The organism is Lachnoclostridium sp. An196 (genome assembly GCF_002160135.1).
Taxonomy (GTDB): Bacteria; Bacillota; Clostridia; order Lachnospirales; family Lachnospiraceae; genus Hominiventricola; species Hominiventricola avistercoris.
The window spans coordinates 232,389-245,875 of sequence record NZ_NFJZ01000001.1 but is presented as its reverse complement, the minus strand read 5'-3'; the positions used below and the strand labels follow the sequence as shown (position 1 = coordinate 245,875).

Annotated in this window: 11 protein-coding genes; all 11 read right to left on the bottom strand. The window is 36.8% G+C overall.

What is annotated here, in order from left to right; translation table 11 throughout:
- Nucleotides 1-8 precede the first annotated feature (8 nt).
- Nucleotides 9-2,009, bottom strand: a complete 2,001-nt coding sequence (locus B5F29_RS01105; protein ID WP_087152830.1) for a pyruvate formate lyase family protein — start codon at nt 2,007-2,009, stop codon at nt 9-11.
- A complete protein-coding gene (locus B5F29_RS01100) occupies nt 2,009-2,980 on the bottom strand; it encodes a glycosyltransferase (protein ID WP_087152829.1) in 972 nt (323 codons plus the stop codon). Before B5F29_RS01100 ends, B5F29_RS01105 begins: the two co-directional genes overlap by 1 nt.
- Nucleotides 2,977-4,131, bottom strand: a complete 1,155-nt coding sequence (locus B5F29_RS01095; protein ID WP_087152828.1) for an O-antigen ligase family protein — start codon at nt 4,129-4,131, stop codon at nt 2,977-2,979. Before B5F29_RS01095 ends, B5F29_RS01100 begins: the two co-directional genes overlap by 4 nt.
- A gap of 18 nt (nt 4,132-4,149) precedes the next feature.
- Complete coding sequence (locus B5F29_RS01090; RefSeq protein ID WP_087152827.1) at nt 4,150-4,689, bottom strand: acyltransferase; 540 nt, start codon at nt 4,687-4,689, stop codon at nt 4,150-4,152.
- A complete protein-coding gene (locus B5F29_RS01085; protein ID WP_087152826.1) occupies nt 4,676-5,416 on the bottom strand; it encodes a glycosyltransferase family 32 protein in 741 nt (246 codons plus the stop codon). The genes B5F29_RS01090 and B5F29_RS01085 overlap by 14 nt, the downstream gene beginning before the upstream one ends.
- A 3-nt stretch (nt 5,417-5,419) precedes the next feature.
- Nucleotides 5,420-6,307 carry a glycosyltransferase family 2 protein gene (locus B5F29_RS01080; RefSeq protein ID WP_087152825.1) on the bottom strand — a complete coding sequence of 296 codons (888 nt, stop codon included), beginning with the start codon at nt 6,305-6,307 and terminating at the stop codon, nt 5,420-5,422.
- 9 nt (nt 6,308-6,316) lie between these two features.
- On the bottom strand, nt 6,317-7,372 hold the full coding sequence (locus B5F29_RS01075) for a glycosyltransferase family 1 protein (protein ID WP_442911267.1): 1,056 nt from the start codon (nt 7,370-7,372) through the stop codon (nt 6,317-6,319).
- Nucleotides 7,373-7,394: 22 nt separating this feature from the next.
- Complete coding sequence (locus B5F29_RS01070) at nt 7,395-8,444, bottom strand: glycosyltransferase family 4 protein (protein ID WP_206414154.1); 1,050 nt, start codon at nt 8,442-8,444, stop codon at nt 7,395-7,397.
- 593 nt (nt 8,445-9,037) lie between these two features.
- On the bottom strand, nt 9,038-10,525 hold the full coding sequence (locus B5F29_RS01065) for a hypothetical protein (protein ID WP_087152822.1): 1,488 nt from the start codon (nt 10,523-10,525) through the stop codon (nt 9,038-9,040).
- A gap of 12 nt (nt 10,526-10,537) precedes the next feature.
- A complete protein-coding gene (locus B5F29_RS01060; RefSeq protein WP_087152821.1) occupies nt 10,538-11,962 on the bottom strand; it encodes a sugar transferase in 1,425 nt (474 codons plus the stop codon).
- Nucleotides 11,963-12,053: 91 nt separating this feature from the next.
- Nucleotides 12,054-13,304, bottom strand: a complete 1,251-nt coding sequence (locus tag B5F29_RS01055; RefSeq protein WP_087152820.1) for a nucleotide sugar dehydrogenase — start codon at nt 13,302-13,304, stop codon at nt 12,054-12,056.
- Nucleotides 13,305-13,487 lie beyond the last annotated feature (183 nt).

The following is a 13,487-nucleotide window of genomic DNA, read 5'->3' as shown; positions in this document are numbered from 1 at the left end:
ACCATCCGCTATGCTTTATATGATCTGTTTTCGCTTTCTATAGCTCTCTTTATTAAAATGTCCTTGTATTCGTCAGTTAAGTCATTAAAGTATGCACTAAACCCCCATACACGCACTATTAGATTAGGATATTTTTCCGGATTAACTTTTGCCTCTATCAATTTTTTTGAATCTAACACATTAAATTGCATTTGAAATATTCCAATTTCGATAGATGATTTCAAATATTGAACAAATTTATCTTGATTTTCTAATATAATATTTGGATGCAACATAATATCTATAACATTTCCATTAAATGAGTCCTTGAAATAATCAATTTGTCCAGCAAAAAGTACAATTTCTGTTATTGAATCATTGCTATCATTTGATATATGAGTAGTAAAAGCATCTCCATTTTTTCTTCCATCTAGAGTCGCAGCCACATTTTTCCCACTCATGATATATGCTGGAGAACTAAGTCCAAATTTAATTTTTCCTCCGAATCTATTACGATAGTTATTTGTAATAGAATAAATCTGCTCAATGATTTTATTTGTATAATAAATTGACTCTTTTGTGTCTGTTCCAAATTTAAAATTATTGTTTTTCAAACTCTCCAACAATTTATTATGATCTTGATAATTACTCTTTGCCGCATTAATCAACTCTGAAATGGTGTATGTTTTAGTTTTAAATACAAGTTGATCCACATTTATCAACATGTTCACTACCGACGAGATTCCGACAGTTAAAAAGCCATAATTTACATTTTTTGTTCCTCCTTCGGAAATTAGTTTTCCACTATTTCTGCATGTTTCAGAACAAAGACTCATCAAAGGATCTTTATTCCATATAATAGAATCGATATAATTTAAAACATTTGTCAATTTTGACTTAAGTTTTTCATAATATAAATCAAGCAATTCTGCAGAGGATTTTATTTTATACACCCGATCATCATTAATAACATCAATTAGAATTTCACCTAAGACAAGTGTTATAATATTATTTTGCTCCAGGCAGTCTTTCGCAGGTAGTGGCTCCCAACATGCCGAAACAGCATAATCATATGAATCCTCTATATCATATCCAAATGCTTGAAGCGCAGGGATAATAATGTCATCGTTTGATAGAAGAGGACTGCCTATTCCCGAAGCAATTGATTTGATTGATAATTTTAATAAAGAATCCGGTGTTTTATGTGAAACTCTTAGTACAATTTTGGGATCCGGTAAACCGAGTTTAATGATTTCGTTTAAAATAATAAATGTGTATTTATTGCAGAAATACTCATCATTGTTATCATTTCCGCCAAGCACTATAACTTGTCCTGTATCCCCTGGCATGGCCGAACTTTTATATACATAATGTTCATGCAAAACAAGTAAGAAATTGTGAATTTCTTTATTTGCCTCTTTCTCATTTTCAAATTGGCCAAGTATTTTGTCTAATCTGCCCAATCCAACAAGCCGATGATTTGTCTGCCATAAAATTTGATTCCAGAAAAGTATCCTTTGTAATGCTTCTTTCAAATTATAAGCGGGATAATGGATCATATCTTCAATGATTTTTGCAACATCGTTTTCATGAACTTTTTTTAGCTCCGAACTCACCCTTAAAATAAACTTTTCAATACAATCTAAATATTTGCCATTGGAAATAAGCGTTTCTCTACAACCAATGCATCTCATTTCGTCTATAGAATGTGTAATTAAAAAATTATAATCACATGGCATATTGTCGATCACGATACCCGAATTGTACATGTAAAGCATTTCATCAATTGAATAAAAATAGCCATGTTTTAATTCCGTTTCAATTTTTACAATATTTAATAGTTTTTCAATTTGTTCTATTTTCGCTTTGTTAGATATATTTCTTTCTTTTACAACTTTAAATTTTTTCAGCAATCTTAATTTTTCAAATTTGGTTACATTTTTTATAAAAGATGCTCTTCTTATATACTCATCAAAACTTTTTTTATATTGGAATAGATATGTTTTTTTTAACCGTGCTTTTATTGCCATCACTTAAATTCCCTTCTTGATGTGCCTGGTGCAACAAGTTTTCCCAAGGTATCATTCACTCCATCTTTATAGGCTCTTTTTATTAAATTAATATTACTAAATTTCCCTCTTAAAATTGCCCTCATAATCAGATCGATATATAACAACCGCGGCCTTAATATTTTCACAAAACGATTTAATCCATAATGTCTATCAAACCAAATTTGATTACGATATCCATAATAATTTTTCCAATTCATAAACTCGTCCTTGCCCGAATGGGGAATAATTTGTTTGTGTAGTATAGCATCTTTGCAATATAAAATTTTTGTAACTTTACATGCTCTTGCTGCATATTCACTATCATCGAAAATAATAAAAAAATCCTTTTTGGGCAAGCCGATTTCCTCAATTAATTTATTCTCAATTAATGGGCCTTCAAACGGCATATCAACCACTTCTATAGCATTGCCATTGATATTCTCGTTATAAATCATTTTTTTTCTAGACACTATACTAAATTTAAAAGGATTTGACATATTGACATCTATAATTGCATAGTCTCTATAATTTTTATCTGTTCTACTGGGAATACAAATCCTAACAGCATTTGACATATGTAACATTAATTTTTCTAGACATTGTTTTTCAGGGAGTACGTCATCATCCATACACCACAGGAATTCATATCCTAATTTTGATGCAATTTTTATTGCATCGTGAAAACCACCTGACCCACCCAAATTCTCATTATTTCTGTAAAATAATATATCTATACCATTATTCTTCGCTGAATGTAACATTTGCATTTCCACCGAATTACAATACCCATTTTCTTTAAGAATGCTATCTGTACCGTCAGTAGAACAATTATCAAATATCAAAATCGCGGATAGCGCATATGATTGTTCTTTCAAGCTTTTTAATAATTTTAATAAATATTTAATTCTATTATACGTTACTACAACCGCACATACTTTTTTTAACTTCATGAATCAGATATCGCCTCCTGCCCTTTGTTAATCCAAATCATATATAATAACAAATAAAAATACACTAATCCAATATAAAAATCCATAATCGAACATAAAACAAATGCCGATAATGTAGTTAAAAGAATTTCTGTGCCATTATTATGCTTTCTTATTGTTCCACGAAAAACTGCAATGATAAATTCACAAAAAAATAATGTGCCCATCAATCCAACGCTAAATGGGAATTCCAATAATATGTTATGTGTATGGTTTGCTCCCGCAAGTATCCAAGTACTAGCTTGCTCTGTTGTCAACCCACCATACCCGATAAGAGGCTTTTTAATAATTGCATCTATTGCTAAAGGCCAAATCATATTGCGTCCATTAAACCCCGTTTTATTCATAGCCCCCAAGACGTTTGCCATAACTTCATCCAGATTCGAATAACTCACCAGGAGAACAAAGACTACTCCTATTAGCATTATTTTTTTCCAGTTTAGCATCTTTATAATCGTATAAAATTTACTAAATATAACCATCATCAAAAAAAATACATAGCTTATAATTCCCATAAAAGAAAATGGGATTATTAGACTAAGCAGGCCAAAGAGGTTGTATATCCAAGTTTTTGCTCTAATCTTCTTTAAATATTTGACATCATAAAAAAACATTAATCCAGATAAAACTATCAAAATAAATGCAGAGTAATTATCTCCTCCTAGGAAATTTGCATTATCATCCAGTTCCATTCCTTCAGCAAAGAACGGATAACCTTGTATCGCTGTAATGCAATTTAAAATCATGTATGCAGCTCCAACTGTATAAAACATTTTGGATAATTGCATTTTGATTTTTTCATTGTTTACTTCTTCAAAAAAAAGCATTATTGCAATAATGGATAAAATATTATTTATATAATCCTCAATCGGCCCACGGTTGATTACAAGACTGATTGTCCAAACAGCGCAGAACATCAACAACCAAATTGATTCTTTATGTAATCTAAATGGCCCTTTAAAAAATATTACAAGAATATAGAGCGTGGATATCAGCTTCCAAATTTTGAATATATTATCAAGCATGGGTATCAACGTAACATTATATGGTTTCAAGAAAGGCATCAAAACCATAAACAATATAATTTCATTTTTTTTTAATACAAATCTCATCACACACCTTCAACGCCTTTATTCTATATAGCCGCATCTTATGCTTAGTTCTTCTTTCATTTTTTGCTTATTTTCCTCTGAGATATTACCTATCTTATATTTTCCATCATACACAATAGTATTCTTAATATTTTGCTTTTCTTTCTCAATCCATTCTTCATAGGAATATATTTTTTTTGCAGGGTTACCAACATATACTCCCCCTCCTAAAAGTGAGTATGGCACAACACTACCAGCACCGACTACTGTATTATCATCGATTCTAACATTTGGAAGTACGATTGTACCAGCGCCTATAAATACGTTGTTTCCTATAGAAACTCTTCCTATCTTAGCATAACCAAGACTTTTTTTCATGCTTGCATCGTGTGCTAAGATGTGCACTCTAGGTGCAAATGTTACATTATCTCCAATTTCAATTAACCAACAATGCCCAGGATCAATTATTGTTCCTTCTTGAGCATTAAAATTTTTTCCGACCGTTAACCCCTCTCTTTTTAGTTGTTGAAGATTAAGAGTTCCTCTAAGTTTCGCCTTTAGAATATCAAGTAATTCCATTTTGCTTTCTCTTTTCTCTTATAGTGTTCAATATCTTCTTGTAATTATTAACTCCAACTATTTTCTTTAAAATATCCTGTAATCTGATTTTGAGTGATGGATTTGACCATGATCCTAAATAATGGTGCCAGCAAATTGTTTTATCTGTAATCTCAGGTTCGCGAATATCCGTATTATATCCGCAGAAATATTCTGAAGGGAAAATATGAAATCCGTCCACCACTTGGTATTCATTATTTTTCACTAATCCCATCTCTACCAATGCATTTGTTATTCTTGTGTTAATTGTTTTATATATTCCGTTTTTATTGTAATAAAAGTGTTCTCCCTCATAAGATTCTAAGACTTGTTTTATAAAAATGTCCTCTTTTTCCACTCCAAATATAAGTCCAGGGGCGATAGTTTTTGTATGTTCAAACCCCATAAATCCTCTATAATTCAGAAATTCCTCAGGCAAACATTTTATAAACTCAACATCAACGTCAAGATAAATACCGCCATATCTATATAAAACATCTAATCTCACTAAGTCAGATACAAAAGCCCATTTTTTTAGTTTATATGCATCATCTATATAAGGAATAGAAGTTAAATCATAGTTGTCTTCATTCCATTCTATGATTTCCCATCCGGGGAAAAAATGTTTCCAAGTTTCAATACAGTCGACTGCTATTTGTGGTTTTTTATTTTTTCCAAACCAGCAATAATGTATTATTTGGGGTATCATAATTCAATCTCCTATACTTTTTTTCCACTTATGATTAAAATATATTCCAGGTATCTTGAAAATGCCAACAAGTATTTTTTCTCTATTACTTAGTCTTATAGATTTAATATTATTGGATTTACTTTCTATCTTATAACAATTAAATATTATTGCCCCTCGTATATTTGCCCTGATGCCACATTCCTTAGACATCAATTGTTTGCCGCGCAACATCGAACCAAGAGGAGAAGCAAACTTCATTTTTTTATCATTAGCACTTAATCCACTCGGTTGATACTCGCAAATATAAATAACTTTATCAATATATACCGAATCTGAATGTTTTCCTATTTCTATCCAGACGATGTCCTCGCTAAGAAATTTTTCGTTATCAAATACTGGAAAAGTATGTTCCTTTAGATATTTTGTTACGAATACCTCGGCCATATCCCCCGGTTTATGATTTTTAATTCTGTAATTTATATAATTTTCTACAAACTCATTTTTCTCTATTGATACGATCTTTCTCCCATCGCTGTATCCTCTCAAAAATGTATACATACTTATATCGTTTCTGTTTGAATATTTTTTATGAACGTCAAAAATGCTCTGTACAGCATCATTGGTCAAAGTATCGTCACTATCGACAATCATTGTAAGCGCCGTTTCAATATTGCGTATTCCATAGTTTAGAGCAGCATGTTTTCCGCCATTTTCTTGTTTTATGCAAATTATTTTGAATGATGCATTATTCTTCAGCCTGTTAACAACTTCAAATGTGTTATCCGTACTTCCATCATCAACAACTAACCAGCAAAAATCTTTGTTTGTTTGATTTTCTAACGACTTATATAAATTTGATATAAGACCAGCTCGATTATATACCGGGGTTATAATTGTCAATAAATCCATTATTTCACCTCACAAAAGAGTTTTGTAAAATTCTTCCAATTTTTTCCCTTCAATTGCAATGTTATACCCTTTTCTTTCGAGCTCATCAATTGCATTTGGGTTTCTTCTGGTTGTTGTAGCAATTATTTCATTCTTCCAACTGTTCACGCCAGCTTTCAAATCTAGCATTTTTATGTTTTTAGAAATCTTGACTTCCCTTGAAATATTGCTAGATACAATACAAGGTAACCCATTCGCCTGTGCTTCTATACTTACAACGGGTAGGCCTTCGAACAAAGAGGGCATTACAAATACATCCATAACCTGATACAATTGATCAATATCGTCGCGATCAATAAGCAGTGATACAGATTCTTCTAAATGAAGTTGCTTAATCTTGTTTCTAATTTTTTTTTCATCTTCGCCTTTACCAATCAGTAAAAGATGAGCATTTTGTCGATCTTTTTTTATTTCAGAAAAAACATCTAAAAGGAAAAGTTGATTTTTGATATAACAGTAACGACCAACGTGCCCCACAACAAACGCATCTTTTAATCTTAGTTCTTTTCTTTTGTTATTTCTTATGTCATTATTGAAAGAAAATTTTTTTACATCAATAGCATTTCTTATCACTGTAAATTCACGTTTTTGAAACATGAATTTTCCTGCTACCTCCCCACAAGCACAAAAGTGATTGGCGACATTCGGAATAAGTTTCAATGCCATAAATTTAATTGGAAGCTTTAGATCCTTTTCTAATTTTGAACTATGACTATGCGCTATTCGGTTTGGAATGCCAGCTTTTTTTGCTGCCAATAATGGGAAATAACTCATGGTATCTATGTGTGAATGTACTATCTTATATTCCGAGTGCTCTTCAAAAAAATTCTTCATCCATTTAAAATACATCGGGTAGTTTTGCGGATATAATCTTGGTGCATGATATACTTTTCCGCCAAGCATTTCGATTTCTTCATCATATGCGCCTCTGTCGGGACGATGCGTCAAAAAATCGAATTGTATTTTATCTCTATTAATATTTCTATAATAGTTCATGAGCATATTTTCCAGACCTGCTCGATCCATTATATTAACGCACTGTAAAATCCTAATCATTTTTCTTTCCAGCCACTTGACAAAATATCAATGACATTTCCTTTGCTATAACATTCCAATCATATCTGCTCAAATTATATTTTCTCTTTCGTGGTGCCTTAAGATGTTCCGTAATCTTATTTGACAATGTTTTAAAATCTCCTTTTTTGAAATAATCTTCTTTATTCAAATCAACTAAACGAGTTGCTGGTATGTCTGAAACCAAGACATCCAATTCATATTTCATTGCTTCTAATAGAACTAGTGGAAATCCTTCATTATACGATGCCAAAACATACAAAGTTGCATGTGAATAAAGTTGATAAAGATCGTCGCCAAAAGTATAACCAGTAAAAATCACATTTTCGTTTTTACTAAGTTCTTGTAATTCTTTCATGTAGCTGTTTTCAAACTCTGTCCCCCCGGCAATCACAAGTTTAAATTCGTCCTTTTTTGCCAATTTATATGCCTTTATTAAAATATCAAATCCCTTCTCAGGTGTAATTCTTCCAACACTAAGAATATAACGTTCTTTTTCAACGCCAATCTTATTTAAGAAATCTACATTACTTGAGCGCGGTAGCTCATTGACACCATTAGGTATATATACAGATTTTTCCCTTATATTTTCTGTATATTTTTCCATCTGATATTTATTCACAAATATAATTTTATCTGCAGTTTCTAAAGCGACTTTTTCCGAAAAATGAAGTAATTTACGTGCAAATATTCCCCATTTTTCGTGTTCATAATTAGCACTATGGTATGTTAAAATCACTGGAATTTTTCGCACTTTAACTATAGGACTGAAAAGAGCTGGCCCTATATTATGGTAGTGAACTACATCAGGTTTTTTAAAAAATGCATCTATAGACGCAATAAAAGAATGGAAAAATGTTTCAAAACCCTTGATTTTCGTGGAGGGTAAATCAATGAATGAAATATGTTCATACTTTCCGTTTGATTTAACATATAATTTTCTTCTGTACACCGTAATGTCTATATCACTATTCAACTTCGGATAAAGAGATTCACAATGCTTTTCTACCCCTCCTTCAATCATCGGAAATCCTCGGAGTCCAATTACACTTAACCTCATACACCTACTCACAGCCTTTTCTCTTTCTTCGATTATCTTTTTGACGTATACAATATAATCATCCGGCAATAACGAAAGTTCGTTTCATCAGTCAGTGATTTTATAGATTAATTTTTATATATATTTGACATTTGCACTTCTTGTAATATGTGTTTGTTGTAGTTCCTTGTGTAACACAAACGAAGCCGCTCCCGATTCCCTGGCACAAACTTTTGACTCCTTTCTTAATTTACTTTCACACACTTTGCAACTCAAACAGAGTCAACTAAGAAGCCGTATTTTTTAGAGTCCTATTTCCTATAACTGATTGGATGTTATACTATCTAATATATTTTTTCGTAAGTCAGGAGGTTGAGAACCATTTATTTTCAGCCAGCTTTAAATTGGAAGAGGCTGTCCTTGTCCACTATTCTTAAATTCACTAAATATTTAGGATAGTCATTACCCTTTCCTTAAACTTTTGTAAAAATATTTCATAATATCCATCTCTACTCTAATAGGCTCTTTTTTACAGTTCTCTATCAATTTTCTTTAATACGGTCTATAGAAGTCATTATTTAAGAAACCACCACAACACCCTTTACAACCACATTCTGCATCCGGCTGATCTCCAACTCTCTTTCGATCTCCGCGTAATTGGTTCCACCAATTTCCACTGCAAGGATGACACCATCACTCTCTTTCGCATCTGCCACCAGATCGCCATTTTTGTTTAACGCTTCCGATCTCTTTAAGCATTTTGCGTAACTGCAGATTTCATCCGCCGCCGTTTCCAACCGCGGTCCATTGCCTTCCACACAGAGAATTACCTTGGACAAATCCATAGCAGTGATCATATTTCCGATATTCTCCGGTGTATCTCCAGAGCCCCAGCTTCTGCTCCGCATTCTGTCCAGCCAGCCATCCAGGCCTTTTCTGGCATACTCCTCTGTCCTTACAAAACCAATCAAAGGCAGACGGTAACGGCTGCGCATTTCATCCGGGGTCTTGATCTTTTTATCCAGCAGATATTTCACCAGGTAAAAACCGCCCCATACAACACACATCAGGAAGATACCGATTACCAGCCATTTTACCAGACTGACCGGCTCTGCCTCTATCGTTGTTTCTCCTGCAAGTTCCGTTTCCTCCGGTTCTTCCTCCTGCTCATAATCTCTCGACAGATACACCCGATTGTAATATACCAGTTCCTCTTCCGTGAAAGCACTTTCCAGATTTGTCATGGTATTCCGGTATGTGTTCAACTGATCCGTATTGGATTTCTGCCTGCTCAGATAATCACTGCTGGCCACCAGATTGACGCTGTCATTTACCGGTATCATCTCATAATCTTCATAGTTTTCCCGGCACTGCTGATCCAGTTCTGCCACCTTGTCCCGAATCAACTGCAGCATCTGCTTACAATCCGCTTCTGAAGCGGCATTGATCGTAAAAGTGACCGTCGCATTTTTATAAACCAGGCTTTCGCCATTGTTTACATTGATCGTAGAATCATTTTCCCGGCTCACGCTGCATCCGATCAGTTCCCGGATATACTGCTCCTGATAATCCAGGTCTGCAGCTTCTTTCAGTTCCTCCAGGATGCCGTTGCTGTTCAAAATATTCTGGTAAAGCAGCGCGATCATTCCCGTATCATATCCGGCAGAAATATAGTATTCCAGTTCACCAGAATATACTGCGCTGGGGTTCATCTGCATAATCGGAGAGTTCTGATTATACTCCAGCTGTTTCCGATAAAGCTGACGGTACTGATATGCCAGCTCCATATTTGTTTCCACGTCTTCGCTGATCTGATAATTTTCCCTCAGTTCTGCCACAGTCTGTTTGTCCTCCACTGTGGTCTTTGCCTCTTCCATCTGGGCTGTCAATTCTTCTGCCGCACGATCTGCAGAAGATTTCTTTACCACATAAATACCCCCGCCGATCACTGCGCCGATCAGGACTGCCGCGATCAGTGTCTTCCACTGTTTCAGCAGATAAAACACCAAATCGACCAGGTTGATCTCCGCCTCATCTTCATAGGAATAGTTATAATTTTCGTTCATCATTCTCTCCTTCTATCTCGCTCCGCTGCCGCGCAGCACCACCAGAACCGTCTTAAAAATAATCTTAAAATCCAGAAGCAAAGACCAGTTGTCTATATATTCCAGATCCAGTTTGACCACCTCGTCAAAATCTTTGATATCGCTCCTGCCGCTGATCTGCCAGAGTCCTGTGATCCCCGGCCGGAAACTGATCCTTCTCTTCTGATAATAATTATACTGCTGGTACTCATCCAGCGTCGGCGGACGGGTTCCCACCAGACTCATATCGCCTTTCAGCACATTCCAGAACTGAGGCAGCTCATCGATGCTGGTCTTCCGAATAAAGGCGCCAACTTTCGTGATTCTGGGGTCATTTTCCATCTTAAACATCAGCCCCTGCATCTCATTCTGCTTCATCAGTTCTTTTTTACGTTCTTCTGCGTCCGCATACATGGAACGAAACTTATAAAACTCAAAAACCCTTCCATTCACGCCTACCCGTTTCTGTTTAAAGATCAGAGGCCCCGGCGATTCCAGCAATAAAAACGGTGCCAGGATCACCCCCACCACCAATGTAATCACCAGTCCCACACAGGCGCCAATGATATCGATCAGCCGTTTAGCCAGCACCATGCGGTAGTCAAACAACCGGCTGGAAAAAGCGATCACATGATACTGCTCCAGGTTATAAATACGTTTCTCTCCGATCTGTCCAAGGTCAAACAGATCCAGATTCAGGTTTACTACCACGCCCATGTTTTCGAATTCCAGGATCATATTTTTCAGGAAATTCTCTTTTTCATGCATTTCATTGACCTGGATAAAAACCTCATCCACCACATGCTGCACGGCATATTCCAGATAGGCGTCCTCTTTCTCCGAAACCACCGGGATCCCCTGCACTGTCTCGGGTACTTTCTCTTTTCCCAGCAGCACGATTCCTGCCACGTTCCATAAAGTTTCTTTCGATCTTCCAAAACGGTCCAGGATCTCATCCAGCCGCTCCCCGGAGGTAACGATCAGGATATTGACTTCCTTTTTATGACTCCATCGGAAGACCTTTTCCCAGTTTCGGATAAAGAGATGCACCAGCCAGACCAAAAGTACATTCAGTACAAAGAAGTACCCCATCACCAGCCTGGATACAAACACCTCGCTTTTCAATCCAAATCCCAGCAGCGTCGCCCCCGCCGTCAATATAAAATTATATTTTAGTGAAAGAAGAAGTTCCCGATAACGTCCCCGTTTAAAGAACCCTTCATAGACTTTCATAAAGTAAAACGCGGCCACGTGAGTGACCAGGATGATGCTGCAAAGCGTCCGGATATTTTCCGCCTGAGCTAATCCTTCCAATGTCTGGTAGCGCAGCACTCCCGCCACGCACAGACTGAACAGCGCCGCACAGGCATCCACCAGGCACACTGCGATCTCCATCAACTGGTTTCTCTTTCGATACATAGAATCAGATTTCTCCAATAATAAAACATATAATTCAGTGCTATTATACCATAAAAAAGCATGTACGCAACCGGAAAATCATGACTCCATGCTAATCTCTCCGAAAAAGATCCCTCGTATACACCTTCTCTGCAGTATCATCCAGCTCTGTATGATACCTGTTCGCAATGATCGCGTCGCTCTTCTTCTTGAACTCTGCCAGATCATTTACCACAAGACTGCCGAAAAAACGGCTGCCATTCTCCAGTGTCGGCTCGTAGATGATGACCTCTGCCCCCTTTGCCTTGATCCGTTTCATGATTCCCTGGATAGAACTCTGACGGAAATTATCGCTGTTGGCTTTCATGGTCAAACGGTAGATCCCCACAGTCACCTGTCTGCCAGGCAGACCGTTGCGCCCGTTGGCGCCATCATAGTAGCCTGCCTTTTCCAGTACCCGCTCCGCGATATAATCTTTCCGGGTGCGGTTGGAATCCACGATCGCCTGAATCAAATTTTCCGGTACATCATTGTAATTGGCCAGCAGCTGCTTGGTATCTTTGGGCAGGCAATAACCTCCATATCCAAACGACGGATTGTTGTAATGGCTTCCGATCCGCGGATCCAGGCATACACCGTCGATGATGCTCCTGGTATCCAGACCATGTACCTCCGCATACGTATCCAGTTCGTTAAAGTATGCCACCCGCAGCGCCAGATACGTATTGGCAAAAAGCTTGACTGCCTCCGCCTCCGTCGTCTCCATAAAAAGTGTGGGAATTTCTTCTTTCAATGCCCCTTCTGCCAAAAGCCCTGCAAAAATACGGGCTGCCTCCTGGAGTTCTGCATCACCATCCGGCGCGCCTACAATGATCCGGGACGGATACAGATTGTCATACAGCGCTCTGCCCTCTCTCAAGAATTCCGGTGAAAAAAGGAGCCTTGCCTTTGGATACCGCTCCTGCATCTTTCTGGTATAGCCAACCGGCACAGTGGATTTCACTACCATCACTGCTTTCGGATTGCATTCCTGTACCAGTTCCATTACCTGCTCCACGGATCCTGTATCGAAATAGTTTTTTACAGGATCATAATTGGTAGGTGTGGAAATAATCACAAAGTCTGCCTGACTGTAGGCGCTCTTTCCGTCTACGGTCGCTGTCAGATCCAGGTCTTTTTCTGCCAGATATTGCTGGATCTCTTTGTCAATGATCGGCGACTCTTTCCGGTTGATCTTATCTACCTTCTCCTGCAGGACGTCCACCGCCTGCACCTGCTGATGCTGGGCCAACAGGATCGCGTTGGACAAGCCCACGTACCCGGTGCCGGCGACCGCGATTTTATATTTTTCTTTTCGCTCCATTATCCACATTTCCTTGTGCTTTTATTTTATTAATGAAGTTTATTTTATCATGCTGTCTTGGAAATGGCAAGATTGCTCTCTGTTTCAGCCCCTGCTTAAGCATATTTTAAGCTTTTTAACAGCTTCTTCCGTTGACTTTCTTTTCTGGTCTGATTATGATAATAGACAGCATAAGCTTGTTAC